At 48.9% G+C, this 20,084-nt stretch carries 12 protein-coding genes and 5 pseudogenes; 3 read left to right on the forward strand and 14 right to left on the reverse strand.

Annotated features, from left to right (window positions below):
* Positions 1 to 284: 284 nt before the first annotated feature.
* The 4 genes and pseudogenes from ACJHW7_RS16050 to ACJHW7_RS16065 form a co-directional block, all read right to left on the reverse strand.
* Positions 285 to 2,791, reverse strand: a pseudogene (locus ACJHW7_RS16050) (YadA family autotransporter adhesin); the annotation flags it as partial.
* Positions 2,792 to 2,796: 5 nt separating this feature from the next.
* Positions 2,797 to 3,501 (reverse strand): ESPR-type extended signal peptide-containing protein, encoded by a 705-nt coding sequence (locus ACJHW7_RS16055; protein WP_001308136.1) that lies wholly within the window; start codon positions 3,499 to 3,501, stop codon positions 2,797 to 2,799.
* A gap of 43 nt (positions 3,502 to 3,544) precedes the next feature.
* A pseudogene (locus ACJHW7_RS16060) lies at positions 3,545 to 4,228 on the reverse strand (hypothetical protein).
* Between the two features lie 541 nt (positions 4,229 to 4,769).
* Positions 4,770 to 5,132 carry a YibL family ribosome-associated protein gene (locus ACJHW7_RS16065; RefSeq protein ID WP_000665668.1) on the reverse strand — a complete coding sequence of 121 codons (363 nt, stop codon included), beginning with the start codon at positions 5,130 to 5,132 and terminating at the stop codon, positions 4,770 to 4,772.
* Between the two features lie 284 nt (positions 5,133 to 5,416).
* Here ACJHW7_RS16065 and yibT point away from each other — a divergent pair, with 284 nt between their 5' ends.
* Positions 5,417 to 5,626, forward strand: a complete 210-nt coding sequence (gene yibT, locus ACJHW7_RS16070; RefSeq protein WP_000517100.1) for a protein YibT — start codon at positions 5,417 to 5,419, stop codon at positions 5,624 to 5,626.
* Between the two features lie 11 nt (positions 5,627 to 5,637).
* Here yibT and mtlR read toward each other — a convergent pair whose 3' ends face one another.
* The 3 genes from mtlR to mtlA all read right to left on the reverse strand — a co-directional run bounded on the left by mtlR (position 5,638) and on the right by mtlA (position 9,516).
* Complete coding sequence (gene mtlR / locus ACJHW7_RS16075) at positions 5,638 to 6,225, reverse strand: mannitol operon repressor MtlR (RefSeq protein ID WP_021557325.1); 588 nt, start codon at positions 6,223 to 6,225, stop codon at positions 5,638 to 5,640.
* Positions 6,225 to 7,373, reverse strand: coding sequence for a mannitol-1-phosphate 5-dehydrogenase (gene mtlD / locus ACJHW7_RS16080; protein ID WP_021557324.1), 1,149 nt, complete (start codon positions 7,371 to 7,373; stop codon positions 6,225 to 6,227). The genes mtlR and mtlD overlap by 1 nt, the downstream gene beginning before the upstream one ends.
* Positions 7,374 to 7,602: 229 nt before the next feature.
* The gene (gene mtlA, locus ACJHW7_RS16085) at positions 7,603 to 9,516 is read right to left on the reverse strand and encodes a PTS mannitol transporter subunit IICBA (protein WP_000093251.1); all 1,914 of its coding nucleotides are present in this window, start codon (positions 9,514 to 9,516) and stop codon (positions 7,603 to 7,605) included.
* A gap of 536 nt (positions 9,517 to 10,052) precedes the next feature.
* Between mtlA and ACJHW7_RS16090 the strand changes: the two genes are divergently transcribed.
* Positions 10,053 to 10,415 carry a DUF3302 domain-containing protein gene (locus tag ACJHW7_RS16090; RefSeq protein ID WP_000479626.1) on the forward strand — a complete coding sequence of 121 codons (363 nt, stop codon included), beginning with the start codon at positions 10,053 to 10,055 and terminating at the stop codon, positions 10,413 to 10,415.
* Between the two features lie 2 nt (positions 10,416 to 10,417).
* Entirely contained in the window at positions 10,418 to 11,554 is a 1,137-nt protein-coding gene (locus tag ACJHW7_RS16095) for an HlyD family secretion protein (protein WP_000364939.1), read from the forward strand.
* Positions 11,555 to 12,013: 459 nt separating this feature from the next.
* Here ACJHW7_RS16095 and ACJHW7_RS16100 read toward each other — a convergent pair whose 3' ends face one another.
* The 7 genes and pseudogenes from ACJHW7_RS16100 to rhsC all read right to left on the reverse strand — a co-directional run.
* Positions 12,014 to 12,535, reverse strand: a complete 522-nt coding sequence (locus tag ACJHW7_RS16100; RefSeq protein WP_021557323.1) for an Imm57 family immunity protein — start codon at positions 12,533 to 12,535, stop codon at positions 12,014 to 12,016.
* Between the two features lie 440 nt (positions 12,536 to 12,975).
* Positions 12,976 to 13,446: pseudogene (locus ACJHW7_RS16105) on the reverse strand (RHS repeat-associated core domain-containing protein); the annotation flags it as partial.
* A 29-nt stretch (positions 13,447 to 13,475) separates the two neighbouring features.
* Positions 13,476 to 14,318: pseudogene (locus ACJHW7_RS16110) on the reverse strand (lyase).
* A gap of 104 nt (positions 14,319 to 14,422) precedes the next feature.
* The gene (gene yhhH / locus ACJHW7_RS16115) at positions 14,423 to 14,806 is read right to left on the reverse strand and encodes a protein YhhH (RefSeq protein ID WP_021557321.1); all 384 of its coding nucleotides are present in this window, start codon (positions 14,804 to 14,806) and stop codon (positions 14,423 to 14,425) included.
* A pseudogene (rhsB, locus tag ACJHW7_RS16120) lies at positions 14,778 to 16,334 on the reverse strand (rhs element protein RhsB); the annotation flags it as partial. The gene yhhH and the pseudogene rhsB, both read right to left, overlap by 29 nt.
* A gap of 30 nt (positions 16,335 to 16,364) precedes the next feature.
* The gene (gene ybfB / locus ACJHW7_RS16125; protein ID WP_000873944.1) at positions 16,365 to 16,691 is read right to left on the reverse strand and encodes a protein YbfB; all 327 of its coding nucleotides are present in this window, start codon (positions 16,689 to 16,691) and stop codon (positions 16,365 to 16,367) included.
* On the reverse strand, positions 16,691 to 20,084 hold a 3,394-nt coding region (gene rhsC, locus ACJHW7_RS16130; protein ID WP_208461924.1), incomplete at its 5' end, for an RHS element core protein. The genes ybfB and rhsC, both read right to left, overlap by 1 nt.

Below are 20,084 nucleotides of genomic sequence, written 5' to 3' on the forward strand. Positions count from 1 at the left end.
ACATTTATGTGAGTTTTAATTGGGGAACTGTGAACCAGAGGTCAGATAAGCGAAGAATTGGTAGGGCCAATTCTTGTGGGGGGGAGATGTCTGGTAAAGAAAAGGGCAATCCTCATCAGAGAATTGCCCTTAGATTGTTGACCCGGTGCGCCTTATCTTGCCAGATGCGGCGTGAACACCTTACCCGGCCTATAGGAATGTGCAGAATCACCCTGTAGGCCTGATAAGCGTAGCGCATCAGGCAATTTGGCGTTTGCCCTTAGTCACACTAACTTAATGGATCATTACCACTGAATACCGGCACCGAGTGCGGCGGAGTATTCACCCTGGCTATTGGTACTACCTTGTAATTTGTAGACCCAACGACCATTGGCGCTCACCATCGACACACCTAAAGCAACTGCCGATTCACCGTTGTAAGTACCGCCACCAATAGAGGCCATGCTGGCACCTGGAGTGTAAGCCTGCGGCAGACCGGTCATTGCCATTGCAGAAGCGATACCACCGCTCAACTTGCTTTCAGTTTTAGACAGTTTGTTATCCATCTCAACCATCCGCTGATCGGTGTATTGCTTCGTTTCCTGCACGCTTTGCTTCAACTGCGCGTAGTTCACCGCGTCGTTGTTGTTGACGCCAGCGGAGACGTTGCTGATACGAGTCGTACCGCCGTTGCCCCCACCGAGGGTGATATTGCTATAGTCAACAGAACCATCAGCGTTGGTGTCGTAACGTACACCGCCCGCCTCAGAAGACTTCAACTGTGCCACGTTAACAGCATCGGTGTCGTTTTTACCTGCGGCTACGTTGGTGATACGACGTTGATTAGTAGATGAGCCTACAGAGATCGTATTTTCTTCGGTTGCCACAGACCCTGTACCCAGTGCGACGCTGTTATCCGCGGCAGCAATGGAACCAGAACCAATCGCGACGCTATCTTTACCCTGCGCGCTGGCATCTACACCATCGGTATTGGTCTTGAAGTACTTGGTGCTACCGGTGGTGACGATATCGCCAATACCGTTTTCGATATTAGTAACGCGAGTATCCAGATTAGTGACCTGATTGTTCAGGTTAGTAATGCTCTGGGTATTCTGGGAAACCTGCGCATCCGTTACTTTCAACTGACCTACGTTGACCGCATCGGTATCCGCTGAACCAGCTGCGACGTTGGTGATCTGACGTTGACCGTCTTCACTACCAACAGAAAACTCACCTACAGAGTTCTGCGGTGCGTCCATGTTGTAGGCGGTGTAGCCAGTCTGTGCACCACGGGTGGTCTGAGAACCGTTACCCATTGCAATACTGTTTGCATGGTTTGCGCGTGCGTTACTGCCGATAGCAATGCCGTTGATCGCATCAGCCAGAACCAGAGTGTTCAAACCGATACCAATACCTGCATTACCATTAACGACAGTTTTCGCACCCATTGCCAGCGAGTCTTCACCAACGGCCAGTGAGTCTTCTGCCGTTGAGTTGGCGTGAAAGTACTTGGTTGGCGTGGTTGCGACCGCACCAATCGCATTCTGCAATTGACGAACCGTAACGGCGTCATGGGCTTCGGAACCATCAGCTACGTTGATGATTTGGCGGTATTTACCGTCATCACCAATTGACAATGCACCTAGCAGTTCGCCGTCAGTGGTGTCATAACCAATCACCACGCCATTTTCCGTTACGCTAGTGTCACGAGAACCTTTGGCAATCACACGGCTGGAAACGGAGCTGCTACCCAGCGCAATACCGGTATCAACGGTGCTATTGCTGTTCTGACCAATGGCTACGCTGCTGGCACCAGACGCGACAGCGTTATAACCTACAGCTGTAGCGCCGACACCAGAGGCGCTTGCATCGTTAAAGGCTAAACCGTTGTCGTTAGTACGAACGTAGTTGATACCAGCGCCATTTTCTTCGATATAGGTTGCGTCGGTGTTACCAGCAAGCTGATTGATGATTTGGCTGTTCTGCTCAATCATCATATTCGTCGCATTCAACTGAGAACCGTTAACCGCATCCGTACTGGTAGCAGAAATAGTGCCGGCTTTAACGTTGTGATGGTGCTGGTGGCATCTGTACCATGTGCCGCACTATATCCCTTTTTAACGGAGTCCCATTGTATCGTGTTATTGTTTAGATCCGCTAAAGCATCGCCAACATTGCCATAAATACCATTTTTCAGTCTGTAATTCGGGGCAGTAACGACACCTTGCGCATTGACGGTAGCCCCCCCACCAAGACGGTCCGCTACTGACTTACTGATAGCATAAAGCTGTGATCCATTTATGGCATCAGTACTGCTAGTGCTGATATCACCTGCTGCCATATTGACAATTTTTCGCTGATCTGTTGTGTTACCCACAGAGACGGAATTATCTTCAGTCGCTACAGAACCCGCACCCAGAGCAACGGAATTTGTCCCTTGAGCACTGGCTTGACCACCAATTGCAATGCCATTTTCTAAACCGGCATAACTACCTTGTCCAAGAGCAATAGCATTTGCGCCACCTGTAACACTACCATTACCCAGCGCGATAGCATTTGCGCCGTCAGCTTTATTCCCCTGACCGATGGCAATTGCACCAGCAGCTACTGCCAGGCTTTGATTGCCCAGAGCAATCGTGTTATCGGCATCTGCAATACCCCCAGAGCCCAACGCGATACTATTAAGTCCATTGGCCTCCGCTTTGGTACCAACGGCCGTCGCATTTTCAGCGGCTTTGCTCTCAGCACCTATCGCAATAGCGTTCGCTGTACTGGCAAGTGTTTGTCTGCCTAATGCGAGGCTGTCAGTACCGCTAGCTAACTGCTACGCCCCAGGGCAATTGCGTTTTCTTCAGATGCGACGCTACTTGCTACCAGCGCCATTGAATACGCTTTTGACGCATTGGCGCTGTCGCCAAGAGCAATACTCATAATCTCAGTAGCTTTAGCTGCGTTGCCCAGCGCAGTGGCTTTCTCGCCTGCCGCACTACTGCTTCTTCCCACTGCAATGGCATTCAGACCAGCAGCATTGGATTTATCCCCTTGCGCGATCGAATAATCACCACCCGAATTCGCATATCGCCCAAGTGCCATCGAATATTGACCCACTGAACTTGACGATGCGCCCATAGCGATACTTCGTTGACCGGTTGAGACGGCATTAACCCCGAATGCCATTGAAGCCGGACCAATTGCATGGGTCATGGCGCCAATAGCGGAACTCCATGTTCCTTCAGCGAAAGCTTTATAACCCACTGCAGTACTGGCACCATTACCATCGGTAAAAGCATTTGCCTGTGATTCCTGGCCTATAGCAACCCAGCCAGATCCTGTGCCAACAGGTGTACCAGGTTCATTACCTGTTGCCAGTGCCTCAAACGACGACAACAACCCACCCGCAACCACGGCAGAAATTAACAGCTTACTGCGCCCGGATTTCTTGCCACGGCTTTTTGCCGTTTCGCTGGTAACAGTATAATTCCCTGTCGCAGGGTTCCAGATAACTTTAAATATTTTGTTCATTAATGATGTTCTCTATTCCTTGATATAAGCGCAGAAGCTGCATTTATTTTTTGCTTCTTTTCTGCCGATTTTCAGCAGAGGGAAGGTTGTCAAACTGAATATTCTCCATATTGATGGCTAACTTCAGATATCCCAGGTTATTCGGCGATACACCCTTCAGTGTCAAATTAATGTCTTGCCATTGACCTGGTAATAATTTCAATGTGGATTTCATTGATGTGTTGAAAAGTAATTGTTGCCACCGGGCAAACTCTTTGGCATCGACAGGTTTTTCACCACCCCATGTCGCATTAAAACCAATGTTTGAGATTGGTATACTTAATAAGTTGACCAGTGAAATATGAATAACACTGCCATTCTCTGTTGCGTCAATGGATAACACTCGGCCCGCTAAAGCCACCGAACCATTGTTCAGGATGAAATACTTCGTTTTTGCCGGATTAAACTCGGTAAAAATAAAAGTGTTTTGTTGATCTTTAACGGATTTAATTACGTGAGTTAAAGTCTTTGTACTGGTTATTATGCCAGTTTGTTGTTTTTGAATAGTTTCCAGTTGACTCTTTAGCTGTGCTTGTTGTTTTTCAATTAGCTCAATTTTATTGTTATGTTCTTCTTGTTATTTCAGTAAACTACTTTCTGGCTTGCCTTCTTCAATGTAGTCACATCCCGTTAATGTGCAGAGAACTGAAACAGTGACAGCACTGAAAAAAATCTTCTTCAAGTTCATGTAAAAATCCTTATTGCCTCCGACCAGCGATCAATGCCGGTAGAGTTGTCCATTGTATTATTGGTGATCTATGTTGCTTTACATTAATGACAGTGATGGGTGTCGATTAAATATTGTTTTAAGCATTCATCATAAAAATGTATCATTCGTTTCAAAAGATGTCTGTGTTTGTATGAATATATTATTTTTGTGGATTCTAAGGATGATTATTAATAAATGTAAAACATGGAAGAAACCATATCTGGAAAAATTTTTACGGATAGTTGATTTTATGAATATGATGATTAAAATTTCACAATTAAATCCGAAAAAAGAGACGTAAATGCTTGTTAATTAACAAATGATAACTTCTATATATTTTTATTGTTTATAGGTTGCTATTTCGGTAAAAATATATTTTCAGAATATCAACCAGCGGTAAATTGATGTAGAGGGAGTGGATTGTTCAGTAATTAGGCGAGCAGACAGGGGAGTCCCCGCATTGACCAGCTAACGCAAGCCAGATGCGGGTTGATACGATCGTACCAATCGTCTGAGGGGCTTAAAACGCAGTCTTAGAGAATCCAGTCATCTCTTCCAGGCCCATTTCGCGGCCCAGCGCGGTCATTGGGTGAACAACCACCAGTCCGCGAACACTTTTCTTCAGCTTGCCCATATCAGCCTGCTCTTTTTTGGTAATTGCGCGCTGAAACGGCATCTTCATCAGCTTCTGTGCTTCTTTACTCAGTTTCTGGCTGTGAACTTCACGCAGGCGGGCAATTTCTGCTTCCAGCGTGGCTTTCTCTTTTTCCAGCTCGGCATATTTGTCTGCGGCATCAACCAGCGACAGATCGGCCTGCTGGTGGCGGATGGCGTCCAGACGATCGCTGAGACGTTTGATTTCGTTTTTTTCGACTTCTTTCATGTGATGGCTTCTGATAAAGATAAATTTATAGCCCCTAGTATGCGCGACCAGGTGCTTTGTTCACAACTGATGACATTGCAATAGTTCCGCAACGTAATCATTAATATGCTTAAAAACTACGCAATTTATTGATTAATTAAGAAATCTATAGAAAAAAGATAATAAACAGAAGCGGATGATTATTGAGGATTCAGCACGTTTTCCTTAATGTCATCTTTACCGGGAACCTAAACTAAAATTGGCGGCCGCGCATTCCCGGCGCGGGGTAATACGGAGATATCATCATGGGCAAATTAGGTGAAAACGTTCCGCTTCTTATCGATAAAGCCGTAGATTTCATGGCATCAAGCCAGGCGTTCCGGGAGTATCTGAAAAAACTTCCTCCCCGTAACGCGATTCCGTCCGGAATACCCGATGAAAGCGTGCCGTTATATCTACAACGTCTGGAGTATTATCGTCGGCTTTATCGGCCGAAGCAGGTAGAGGGGCAGTAAGCAGACGTTGCTTACTTTTGAAAGGCTTTTTTTAAGCTGATTTTGGAAATCAGCTCTGTCAGTGAAAGGACCATTGTTGATCGCACAGCCTGTTGATAGCGCTGAATTTGCATTGCATACAAACTGGAGTCTGCTGGTTCAAAAAGTGGCGGCGGTGGTAACGCCGCCACGCAGTGCAGTTCACCAAAGGGTCCAAGGATTTCGTCGTCGGTAAACGCGTACTCGTTGCCGTCGTGATTTAGCTCTTCACGCAATGCCATCAGCAGTTCCGCATCTTCGTATTCCTGGCGGTTAATGACGCCCAACCCGTAAATGAGTTTTAAACGCACAGAAAGATCGCCCAGCGGACCGTCGCCGTCGAGTAACGGTTCTACAGCATACTTCACCGCGTAATCGTCTTTGCGGAATACCTGAAGCACCAGAAGATTTACCGCCTCGGTCAAAAGCTCGACGGCGGTGATCAGAAAGCTTCGCACGGTTTTGCCAGCATTCAGACGCTCAAGCACACGGTTTTCAAAGGCCTGGGTTTGTTCCATTGTTGCCTGCATATCTGACAATCTGTTATTCGGGCGCAGGGTGTCCTGCGCCTGGTCCACCATTATTGCATTGCTTTATAAGCGGTTACCGCCTCAGATACAACCTCGCTGTTGGCATCAAGACCGGAAATCTGTGCCAGCGCCGCCTGCGGACCTTTGTCAGCGATCAGTGCTGCCAGTTCCTGAGCCTGCGGATCATCTTCACTGCGGAAGTGCATTGCAGCGGCAATACCTTCAATCAGGTTTTTATGTGGCAGACCATATTCCAGCGTACCGAGCAGTGGCTTGATCAGACGGTCGCCTGCGCTCAGTTTACGCAGCGGCTGACGGCCTACGCGCTCTACATCATCTTTCAGATACGGGTTCTCAAAACGGCCGAGGATTTTCTGGATGTACGCCGCATGCTTGTCAGCGTCAAAGCCGTAACGCTTGATCAGTACCGCGCCACTTTCTTCCATCGCACCTTTTACCACCGCGCGGATTTTCTCGTCGAGAATAGCGTCACGAATGGTCTGATGACCGGCCAGTTTTCCGAGGTACGCGGTTATAGCATGACCCGTGTTCAGGGTGAAGAGTTTACGTTCGACAAATGCCATCAGGTTGTCGGTTAACTCCATGCCTGGGATGTTCGGCAGTGCACCTTTGAACTGCGTTTTATCGACAATCCATTCGCTGAAGGTTTCCACCGTCACTTCCAGCGGATCGTTAGTTGCAGAAGCCGAAGGCGGTACGATGCGATCAACGGCGGAATCGACAAAGCCAACGTGTTCTTCTACCCACGCTTTGGCGTCTTCCTGCAGGGCGTTCATCACATGGCCTTTCAGCTGCGTGGTGCCGCGGACCATGTTTTCACAAGCGATGATGTTCAGCGGAGATTCATTACCTTGTTCTTTACGTTTCACCAGCCCTTTGGCGATAGCCGGAGCAATACGTTCCAGCACTACCGGGCCAACGGCGGTAGTGACTAAATCAACCTGAGCAATGAGATCAACGACATCATCACCAATGCTGCTGACAGCATTGACGCCGGAAACGGTATCTACCTGCTCGGTTTCACCTACCACATGAACCTGATAGCTATGACGGGCATTCAGGGCATCAAGTACCACCTGATTGACATCGGCAAACGTCAGTTGTATACCCGCGTCTGCCAGCAGTTTACCGATAAAGCCACGACCGATATTACCTGCGCCAAAATGTAATGCTTTCATAGTATTAACCTTCATCAATGTTTTTACCCGAGAGGGCTGGGGTGAGGCTTTTCCCTCACCCAAACCCTCTCCATGTGGAGAGGGGCCGCGCCGGATGCGGCGTAAACGCCTTATCCGGCCTACAAGAACGTGCAAATTCAACAAATTGTGATGCATCCTGTAGGCCTGATAAGCGTAGCGCATTAGGCAATTAGCCCCACCTTCTCCATGTGGAGAGGGTGGGATTGGATTACTTATGACCTGCCAGCAGTTCCAGCACTTCATCCACGCTGGTGGTGTGTGCCAGACGCTCGATGACGGACTCATCATCCAGTGCATTGGTCAGGCTGGTGATAACCTGAATGTGCTCGTTGTTACGGGCAGCAATACCAATCACCAGACGGGCAATGTCATCTTCTTCTTCACCGAAGCGCACGCCTTCCGGGTACTGGCAGAACACCACGCCCGTTTTCAGTACGCGATCTTTCGCTTCAACCGTACCGTGTGGCACCGCGATAGACTCACCCAGATAAGTCGGGGTCAGTTTTTCACGATCCAGCATCGCCTGAACGTATTCCGGCTCAACGTAACCGCCTTTCACCAGCTGCTCGCCAGCAAAACGAATCGCTTCTTCTTTGGTGGCCGCTTTGCGACCGAGGAAGATGTTCTCCGCGCCCAGTTTGAACAGGTTAGCACTGGAATCGTCAAAGCTGTCTTTCAGACTGTCTTTCACTTTCACTTCGTTTTCAGTATGGCGCTGGGCAGCAACCAGACGTTCGGTCAGGCTGGTGTACAGGCCGCTGTCGAGGAAGTTGGTCAGCGAAATATGCTGTGCCTGCGGAACCTGGCGCATAGCGCGTTCGGTCAGGTCACGGTGAGTGATGACGAGGTCCACATCTGGCGGCAGGTTGTTGATCGCACTGTTAGTGACCGAAATCTGCGACAGACCTGCATCCTGAATTTTCTTACGCAGCACGCCTGCGCCCATCGCACTTGAACCCATACCGGCGTCACAGGCAACGATGATTTTACGTACGTGGCTCAGGTCGTTAGTCACATCGCCCGCAGACAGCGGAGATGCACCTTTAGACTCAGCTTTCATGTCCTGCATACGACGAGTTGCTGCTTCAATATCATCTTCTTCTTTCACTTTGCTGGTTTTCAGCAAAATAGCAGAGACAACAAAGGAGACAGCCATCGCCGCACACACACCCGCGATGTTAGCGAAATAAGCACCTTTTGGTGTCATCGCCAGTACAGCAAGGATAGAACCCGGAGATGCCGGAGAAACCAGACCACCGCCCAGGATAGTCAGCGTGAACACGCCAGTCATACCGCCGAGGATAACGGCCAGGATCAGACGCGGATTCATCAACACATACGGGAAGTAAATTTCGTGGATACCACCCAGGAAGTGGATAATTGCCGCACCGCCCGCAGACTGTTTAGCGCTACCACGACCAAAGAACATGTACGCCAGCAGCACGCCCATACCCGGACCTGGGTTAGCTTCAATCAGGAAGAATATGGATTTACCCAGTTCATGGGACTGCTGAATACCCAGCGGCGAGAAGATACCGTGGTTAATGGCGTTGTTGAGGAACAGGATTTTCGCCGGTTCAACAAAGATAGACGCCAGCGGCAGCATGTCATGGACAACCATGAAGTTAACGCCCGCAGCCAGCATTTTGGACAGGGCTTCAACAATCGGGCCAATGCCGAGAAATGCCAGAATGGCGAGGATCATCCCGATGATGCCTGCGGAGAAGTTATTCACCAGCATCTCAAAACCGGATTTGATCTTACCGTCTACCCAGCGGTCGAAGTGCTTAATGCACCAGCCGCCCAGCGGACCTGCAATCATAGAACCGAGGAACATCGGCATGTCTGCGCCGACGATAACGCCCATGGTGGTGATGGCACCGACTACGCCGCCACGTTCGCCGCCTACCAGCTTACCACCGGTATAACCGATCAGCAGCGGCAGGAGATAAGTGATCATCGGCCCGACCAGCTTCGCCAGCGTCTCGTTCGGTAACCACCCTGTTGGAATAAATAACGCGGTGATGATACCCCACGCGATAAACGCGCCGATATTTGGCATCACCATGTTGCTGAGGAAACGACCAAAGCTTTGCACTTTGATCTTAATATCGGATGACATAAAAACACCCCTTCTTATGTTTGCTGTCGCGCAGGCTGGAAGCCCGAGGTTTTTTGTTAATGTGGCGGCAGAGGTAGCCGGACCTTGTAGATACTGCGAAATCTGGCACTGAATCGGTTAACTGTCCAGTCGACGGCCTTTTGTGTGATATCAGTCACATAAATATAGGGGGTAGAGAGGTAATTGACGTGATACTCATCACAAAACGCTTGTGTAAAAAAGCAACAAGACGGCGATTTTCGCTAAAAATGGCATTTAAATGTGAGTAGTGTCACATTTTTGTTTTGATGGTTTGTTGAATCTTTGTGATCTGAATCACAAGATATTTTCTTACGGCGTTCACCTGATGTGATCTACAGCATGTTATGCCTTCGTCATACAATCGTTATGTAACTAAGCAACTCATCACCTCTAAAAATTATTCTTTGGTGTTATGGCGAGAATCGCGAACCCGGATTATTGTCAAAATATCAGCCTGACTCCCTTCTGGCTGCCAGCCCAAAAACAACACTGATAAACGTGAATCCGAGGCAGATATGTTTCTAAACTATTTCGCGTTGGGAGTGCTGATCTTCGTCTTTCTGGTGATTTTTTATGGAATCATCGCGATACATGACATCCCTTATCTGATTGCCAAAAAGCGCAATCACCCCCATGCCGACGCTATTCATACGGCGGGCTGGGTGAGCCTGTTTACTCTGCATGTTATCTGGCCGTTTCTGTGGATCTGGGCGACGCTCTATCAACCGGAGCGTGGCTGGGGTATGCAGTCACATGTTGCGTCGCAGGAGAAAGCAACTGACCCGGAAATCGCCTCACTTTCTGACCGAATTTCCCGGCTGGAGCATCAACTCGCCGCCGAGAAAAAGACTGACTATTCCACGTTCCCGGAGATCTAATTATGGATCTATTGATTGTTTTAACTTACGTGGCGCTGGCGTGGGCGGTCTTTAAAATCTTCCGCATTCCGGTAAATCAGTGGACGCTGGCGACGGCGGCGCTGGGAGGCGTGTTTCTGGTGAGTGGTTTGATTTTGTTGATGAACTACAACCACCCTTACACTTTTACCGCGCAAAAGGCAGTGATAGCGATCCCTATCACGCCACAGGTGACGGGAATTGTTACTGAAGTCACTGACAAGAATAATCAGCTTATTCAAAAGGGCGAGGTGCTTTTTAAGCTCGACCCGGTTCGTTACCAGGCGCGAGTTGACAGACTTCAGGCTGACCTGATGACGGCGACGCATAATATAAAAACGCTGCGCGCCCAGCTCACTGAAGCGCAGGCCAACACCACCCAGGTTTCAGCGGAGCGCGACCGTCTGTTTAAAAATTATCAACGTTACCTGAAAGGCAGCCAGGCGGCGGTGAATCCGTTCTCGGAACGTGACATCGACGATGCGCGGCAAAATTTCCTCGCGCAGGATGCGTTAGTGAAAGGCTCGGTGGCGGAGCAGGCGCAGATCCAGAGTCAGCTCGACAGTATGGTCAACGGCGAGCAATCGCAGATTGTGAGCTTAAGAGCGCAACTTACTGAAGCAAAATATAATCTTGAGCAGACTGTCATTCGCGCACCAAGCAATGGCTACGTCACTCAGGTACTGATCCGCCCAGGCACATACGCAGCTGCCTTGCCGTTGCGTCCGGTGATGGTTTTCATCCCCGAGCAAAAACGGCAAATTGTCGCCCAATTTCGGCAAAACTCGCTGTTACGTCTGAAACCTGGCGATGATGCGGAAGTGGTGTTTAACGCGCTACCTGGGCAGGTGTTCCACGGCAAACTGACCAGTATTTTACCTGTCGTGCCAGGCGGTTCTTATCAGGCGCAGGGGGTATTGCAATCATTAACGGTCGTGCCCGGCACGGACGGTGTGCTGGGAACCATTGAACTGGACCCTAACGATGATATCGATGCCTTACCCGACGGCATTTACGCCCAGGTGGCAGTTTACTCCGACCATTTCAGCCATGTTTCGGTGATGCGAAAAGTGCTGCTAAGAATGACCAGCTGGATGCATTATCTTTATTTGGATCATTGAGGGGGAAGGGGGAGATTATGGAACTTTGCTCCCTGTAAGGACTAATTATTTTTGCATATTATTTCATCGGCTGTGATGATTTTTCGTTAATATCCATTATGTTAAGAAGTTCGGGATGAGTGTGAACTCATTGGATTTTTTATCCGTCTTGATCTGCCGAAGGATCAGACTATACATTGTCGAGATCGCAATGATGATATGAGTTGTTCCTCCTGCGACGGCTCTAATCAAAAAAGAGCAGGAGTGCTTTTCCATCTATTGCGATGATGGCTTTATTATCTGAAGGATGACAGTCACATTTAAAAAATATTTAATCTATAGATCACAATGTAGGGTCATGGAATATATGTATACAACTATTTTCTTCTTCACTTTTAATTATCGTGTTCATTATAAAACCAAGTTAAAAAAACTCCTGGAGAGTGACTTGTTAATATATTTTTAAATAAAATTAAGTTATTATTCATCGATGCATTTTATAGAATCATCAATGGCCATAATAGTACTATTAACTCTCCACTTTATATTTTTATCATCACTACAAATATTAACTGAATTTATATCAATGATTTTTTTATTCTTATCTTTTGTTTTATTTACTGTTTCAATGCAATCAGCGGCAAGTTGGAGTGGATTTAGATTTTTCAGATATGGTCTTATGATCTTTCCCTTACTTAATAAATAGCATGTATAGGATTCGGAAAGTCCAGCATCTATTTTGTACCTCATTATATTAGATAAGGATGTGAGAAATTCCTTGTTATCATTCGCAGCCATATATGCCAGTCCGAGTTCAGCCTCTGCGGCCTTACAGGCAAAATAGCTAAGTGAACACGCTTTTCGTCCCTCTTTAGTACTGGCTGATATTAGTGCCCATAATATTGCTTTGTCTGCCAAATCTAACTCTCTCTGAAATTGTCTTGCAGTAACTGCACTCGCAGAAATAGAGAAAAAAAATACAATTGTTAATAACTTTGCCATATTTTTTAGTCCGTAACTGTTAATGTGCTATCTGGCTCTGAAAATATTAACTCATTTAATTTTTGCATGTCATTAGATGAACCAGTTATACAACCCTCGGAACAGAATCGAGGTCCTAAAGACGGACCGAAAGCGTTTAAACAACTATGTGTTAAAAATCCATCACGATTATATGTTTCTGTATTTGCTGACGGTACTAAACGTATACCATTAGGTTTTCTATTGGTTGCTCCAGGACCATTAACATTCCAGCTCCATACCCCTTGAGGTATTGGACCTCTATTTTGTAAGTGTGTACAACCAGGATTATTTTTACATTGCATATTATTACCATTATTACCAGAGGCGACAGGAATAGTAAGCACATCATAAGAGTTATCATCATTTTGCGTATCTGAAACGCATGAAAGCATACTTAAAGTTATGCTGTATAAACAGGTCGCTAATCCCAACGGGTCAATATCAGTTATCGGATTCAACGGATACTGATAAAAATTCCATCCCCCTTTCAGCCCAATCGGATCCTGAGTGATATATCGCCCCTGCAGCGGGTCATAATAGCGGTGGCGGTTGTAATACAGGCCGGACTCCTCATCATACTGCTGCCCCGGCAGGCGGATAAGCTGCTGCAGCTGATGCGGGTTCTCTTCATTCAGCAGGTTGCCCCACTCATCGTATTCTGCGCACCATTCTGTAGCACCTTCCGTGCTGATAAGCGCCAGCGGCAGGCCGCGATGGTCGCAGTGGTACAGGTGGATTTTTCGCGCCGGCGTGTACACCGGGTCCATCTGGTTTTGCATCTGCGCCACCGTCAGGCCGCACGATGCCAGCCAGCGGCGGCTTTCCTCACTCACCCGGTCAGCCAGGATTTCACTTTCCAGCCGGTCGAGCATCTGCACCGTGCCGGCGGGAATCCCCCACTGTGCATAGGCAACTCACGCTATGAACGCTTCAGCTTATCAATAGCGGAAGTTATAATTTCATTGTCATCAAACTTGTACAACATAGTATCTAAAACAGGAAGTAGCGTTTTATCACCTAATTCACCCGCAGCTTCAATGATATCATCATAAACAGTATTTTTTTTTAACTCATCGCATAAAACAGATAAAACCCTTTTATCTTTTCTGTAGGAAAGTCAGATTATTGCTTCAATACGGACTTCCTCATTTTTATCCTGAAGCATCTCCACAAAATAATCCCTAATATCACTATTATCATATTTATTGATATTTATTGCAAATGCGGCCCAGTTTCTGACATCTCCATTTGGATCTTTTAACAGATTAATCAATAGTGGAATTGTTGCTTTATCATTGATAACAGAAATAGCAAATGCTGTAGCACGTCTGACATTAGTCGATTTATCAAAAGCAGTAATTTGAGATTGTTCTACTATTTTAGGTGAATAATTTGGGTTTTTCTTGCATCGCTGAGCCGTTGACTCGATTGCCGTAGCTCGAACGCAAGCGCTCTTATCATTCAATGCCATATTGTTCAAAATATTAAAAACATTATCTTCGCATTTTTTGCAAATTTTTATTTGCCCGAGTATAAATGCTCCGATATCTCTACGGATATAATTTTTATCAGAGCAGAACTCAATTGCCAATCTAACAGCGTCTTGCCCACCTCTTAACTGTAATACTCTGGCAGATGAAATCCTTTTCAAGGAATTGTGATCATCAAGTAAGCGAAATAATTCATCATCATTTAGTTTCTTACATTGATTATATAAACCATACTCTTTACTTGCCTTTCTTTTCTGGTATGTATTTGACATTGCAGGAACCTCCACAAAGGCTATCTTTTTTTATCGTTTGACTGTCTGGAGTCCTCCACCTACTCTGCCATCAGCGCACACGATGTTTGATTATCCTTACATACTTATTTTCCGTGGCCAAAATTCAGAATTCTCCCATCATTTTTGCCTATTTCTATAATAAAAACCCCACCAGCAATTTGGTCTGAGTGAATGGTACCTTCAACAACCCAACTTGTTGTTAACTCAGTGATTTCGTATGGTTTTTCTTCTTCTGCGGCATCCTGTCCATAACGATTCTTAACATATATCTCAGCTAATTCCAATGCTATAGCTTTATTTTTAACCAAATTTCTAACGGTATATTTACCTTCACTTTCATACTTGCGCATTATTTTAATATTATTATTACACTGCGCCCATGTGTTGTATGTAAAAACAAACAAAGATACAATGACACATTTCCTAAACAATATTTTTTTACATATTACCATGAACTCTGCAGACATTAGGTAATCCTTTTCCGTTTGTTATTTCCTTCCCGTGGTTATCTATTGCTTTAAAATTACCACTGGGCGTACCTAAATAAAATGACTTGATATTGTTATCTTTACTTTTAACTATTTTCTCATCTTTACCTGAAAATATTTCGTCCCAATATTCTCCATGACTATCTGCACCATGAGTATGATAAGCTGATACTTTCTCAGTACCATTAGGGCAAGGGCTATTGAATGGATATGATCCTTTTCTTTCTCCTCGGTTAGGTGCTGTTGAGAAATATCTGCCACTATTATCCTTACATATTAAACCAGCGAACTCTTTATCTTCGCAAATAGATTGGCTATTTATTTTATTTAAGGCGTCATATGCGGTGCTATCTATAGAATCAAATTTATCTGGACCTATCATAGCGGATAGTGTGCCGCAAAGACCATTAGTACATGCCCCCGATTTTGCATCCTCCCACATAGATAAACCCAGGGGGTCGATGTCTGATATCGGATTCAATTGATATCCATACAGGTTCCATCCCCCCTTCAGCCCAATCGGATCCTGAGTGATATACCTCCCCTGCAGCGGGTCATAATAGCGGTGGCGGTTGTAATACAGGCCGGACTCCTCATCATACTGCTGACCCGGCAGGCGGATGAGCTGCTGCAGCTGGTGCGGGTTCTCTTCATTCAGCAGGTTGCCCCATTCATCGTATTCTGCGCACCATTCTGTAGCCCCTTCCGTGCTGATAAGCGCCAGCGGCAGGCCGCGATGGTCGCAGTGGTACAGGTGGATTTTTCGCGCCGGCGTGTACACCGGGTCCATCTGGTTTTGCATCTGCTCCACCGTCAGGCCGCACGATGCCAGCCAGCGGCGGCTTTCCTCACTCACCCGGTCAGCCAGGATTTCACTTTCCAGCCGGTCGAGCATCTGCACCAGCACCGGCGGGAACACCACACTGCCACCGTCTTCGCCGCCGGACTGCTGAAGGGCATCCGCCAGGCTGCGGCGCTGCGTTTTCGCCAGCTCACCGGTGGCAGTTTCGACCCTGATGAGTGGCGTGAAGCTCCCCGGCTGATAAATCGTCTGGATGCGGCTCCTGTCGTTCTGTATCGTGGTCAGCCGGTCGCCGTCCCAGCCGTACCAGGTCACTTGCGGTTTCCGTGACAGCGACATCCAGCCCGTCAGGTCCCGTTCACGCCGCCACACCCGTTTTGCCACCCTGCGGCCCAGCGGGTCGTAAAGATAGCGACTTTCGACCAGCGGCTCTGCATATTGTGTCCGCGTGTAGTGCACCAGCCGGTGCTGACTGTCGTAATGGTACCGGTGGGTGCGCTCATCATCCGTGCGGATAACCCCTTCCGGGATGAGGTCGGTTTTCTCCGTCAGCCTGCCGTGACGGTCATACCGGTAAAGATAGTGCGCGTCACGGGCGATACGGTTATCCGGCCACATGCTGAGGGCGCTGTCCGGGTGCAGCTCCGGGTCGGGCAGGCGGTTACCTGCCGGGTCTGTGGCATACGGGATATCAATGCCCAGGTTACATATAATAATAAGAGCAATTAACTTAATTTATTTGTTTATAATGCGCTTACTTAATACAAACCATTGAATATACCCTCCTGACAGAAAATAAAGCCATATTATTATCGCCATAATATACTTACTATCAATCCTTACGCCAATAATGTCTGATACAGTCCCTATAAATATTAGAGCAATAAAGAATACTATGCCTGTTGGAAAACATATTACCATCATTCCATAAGACATGAGACTAATTAACTCGCTCACATCACGAGTGGAGTCTAATAGTGAAAGTCTATGCATGGAAAAGAATAGTATTAAAAGCGATAAAGCCAGCCATATAGCTCTGAATAAAAAAATAATATATTTCATTACATCACTCCGGTGAATACAAATCTAATAAAACGTCCAATGTTATTTCCGGAGCACTTCATCTTACATGTTTCTAAAGAATCATTAGACCAGTCTTGGCAGTTTTTAAATAGCCCTAAATTTATAGGTGTGAATATATCAGGCAATACAGAATAACGCGGCCTTACCTCTTTAAACTTCCCTTTTAAACAGTTCTCCACACAACTATTATCGGTTTCAACGAGGTCACAACGGCCAGCAGCTTCTTTTGTATCATTACTTGCTTTACCTGGCCCCCATAGACCATCTCCTTTTGATTCTCCCCGTTGGTCTTGGCCACCACAAGTATAGTCCCCTTTACCATCTGGGACACAAAGATATTGATGATAGAACGGATTCCCCCATATATCTGGACCGCTTCTTTCACCAGTTCCGCCCATTGAATGCAGTGGCTTAATGCATTTTAGTGTTTCTAATCCTAATGGATCTATATTTGAGATCGGATTCAACGGATACTGATAAAAATTCCATCCCCCCTTCAGCCCAATCGGATCCTGAGTGATATACCGCCCCTGCAGCGGGTCATAATAGCGGTGGCGGTTGTAATACAGGCCGGACTCCTCATCATACTGCTGCCCCGGCAGCCGGATAAGCTGCTGCAGCTGATGCGGGTTCTCTTCATTCAGCAGGTTGCCCCATTCATCATATTCTGCGCACCACGCTGTTGCCCCTTCCGTGCTGATGAGCGCCAGCGGCAGGCCGCGATGGTCGCAGTGGTACAGGTGGATTTTTCGCGCCGGCGTGTACACCGGGTCCATCTGGTTTTGCATCTGCTCCACGGTCAGGCCGCACGATGCCAGCCAGCGGCGGCTTTCCTCACTCACCCGGTCAGCCAGGATTTCACTTTCCAGCCGGTCGAGCATCTGCACCAGCACCGGCGGGAACACCACACTGCCACCGTCTTCGCCGCCGGACTGCTGAAGCGCATCCGCCAGGCTGCGGCGCTGCGTTCTGGCCAGTTCACCGGTGGCAGTTTCAACTCTGATGAGTGGTGTGAAGCTCCCCGGCTGATAAATCGTCTGGATGCGGCTCCTGTCGTTCTGTATCGTGGTCAGCCGGTCGCCGTCCCAGCCGTACCAGGTCACTTGCGGTTTCCGTGACAGCGACATCCAGCCCGTCAGGTCCCGTTCACGTCGCCATACCCGTTTTGCCACCCTGCGGCCCAGCGGGTCGTAAAGATAGCGACTTTCGACCAGCGGCTCTGCATATTGTGTCCGCGTGTAGTGCACCAGCCGGTGCTGACTGTCGTAATGGTACCGGTGGGTGCGCTCATCATCCGTACGGATACCCCCTTCCGGGATGAGGTCGGTTTTCTCCGTCAGCCTGCCGTAACGGTCATACCGGTAAAGATAGTGCGCGTCACGGGCGATACGGTTATCCGGCCACATGCTGAGGGTGCTGTCCGGGTGCAGCTCCGGGTCGGGCAGGCGGTTGCCCGCCGGGTCCGTGGCATACGGGATGCGGATATCCAGATTCGCTGCGGTGGTGTGAACGCCGGTCAGCCTGCCGGTGGTGCTGTAGCTGTAACTCCGGGTCTGGCGCGGGCTGCTGATGCGGATGAGTTCGCCGTTGTCGTTCCAGGTGTAATCGCGGTCATACTGCAGGCTGTTCAGGTGCTGACGCTGTAACTGCCCGGCAGGGGTGTAAGCGGTGGTGAGTTCATAACGACCGAAGCTGCGCAGCGTTTCCCGGTGCAGGCGGTCGCGGGTGAAATCCACCAGCGGTGTGTCGCCGAGCTTCATGCCTGCCAGCCAGCCGCTGCCGTAGGTCAGCCATTCCACGGCGGGCAGGCTGTCCGGTATACAGCGGTTCGCCAGTCCCTGCGCGTTGTACGCATGTCTGGTCTCATGCTGCCAGAGCAGTGCTTCCGTCTGCGGGTGATGCACCGTCTGGCGCTCACCGGTCAGGCGGCCTTTCTCATCATACCTGTAATGCACCGCTACCCGGTGCCCTTCGCTGATATGGCTGATGTCTGTCAGCCAGCCACGTTCGTCATACCGCCACCGCTCTGCGGTTTCACCCTTCACGGTGCGGTGCGTGAGGCGGTCTGCTTCGTCATAGTGCCAGTGGGTGACCAGACCCTCATCCTCGCTGCGGATAAGTTTGCCGGTCAGGTCGTGGTGATAACGCTGTGTGCGGCCGTCAAAGCCGGTTTCCTGTATCAGCCGGTCAAGTACATCGTAACGGAAGGTGGTGTGGCTGCCGTTTTCACTGGTCAGGCGGATGACCCGTCCGGCAGCATCGTATTCCATACTGCGCGTCAGCCCGCCCTGCGTGGTACGGACGGCCTTTCCCCACGCATCGTACTGTGTCCCGTTTCTGCTGCCGTCCGGGGCAATGACGGCGGTCAGGTCACCGGCGATGTTGTATTCATACCGCGTTTCATGGCCCTGCGTGTCTTTCACGGCAATTAACTGTCCACGGCTGTCGTATGCGCGGTACTGGCTCAGCCCTTCCTCGCGGTGCACCGCCGTCATCTGCCCGAAGCGGTCATGGTCATAACGGGTCTGGTAGCCGGAACAGTCGGTGAAGCTCAGCAACTGGCCGTAACGGCTCCACGTCATGGTTTTCCGGCTGCCGGTGGCATCGTCCGTTGCGCAGGGGAGGTCACTGTGTGGATTATCATAACGGTAGCGGGTGATATCGCCGTCAGGGGCGGTTTCCTGAATCAGACGGCCGGATTCATCATATTCCCGGCGCAATTCCAGCCCGTCAGGCCCGGTGGCTGACGTTAACTGGTTGTGGTGGTTATAGTAAAACGCCGATGCCCTGCCATCCGGCGTGGTTATGCGCGTGATGAGGCCCGTCACCACATCCGGGCTGTACTCTGTTGTCCTGCCTGCGGCATCCGTCTGTGCCCTGAGCCTGCCCACGGCGTCAAACTGACTCTGCGTGACGCTGCCGTCCGCGTGTTCCTTTTTCACCACCCGCTTCAGCCCGGCTTCGCCCTGCGTGTGCAGCACTTCACGGCGGTCCAGGCTGTCGGTGATGGTGATGCGGTCTTTCTCATACTGATACGTGTAGCTTAAGCCTGCCGGGTTTAGCTGTTCTGTCACCCGCCCGTCGCTGTCGTAACGGTAACGGATTTCCGGCCGGCCCGTGTGACGGTGCGCCACCATCCGGCCCCGGTATTTATCATCGTAAGTAAAGCTGCGCACCTGTGTATTGCTGCGGTCATACACTGCCGCCAGTTCGCCGCGCGGCGTCCAGCCATAGCGCACCAGCGGCGCGGCAGGTAAATTCTCCGGGTATTCCGGGTCGTGCGTCAGCCACACGGCAGACAGACGGATGCCGTTGTCCCGGCCATATTCGGTGTAACCCGGCAGGGTATCAGGAAAAGCGGACGGTTCCGTC

The organism is Escherichia sp. WS1152 (genome assembly GCF_046487665.1).
Lineage (GTDB): Bacteria > Pseudomonadota > Gammaproteobacteria > Enterobacterales > Enterobacteriaceae > Escherichia > Escherichia coli.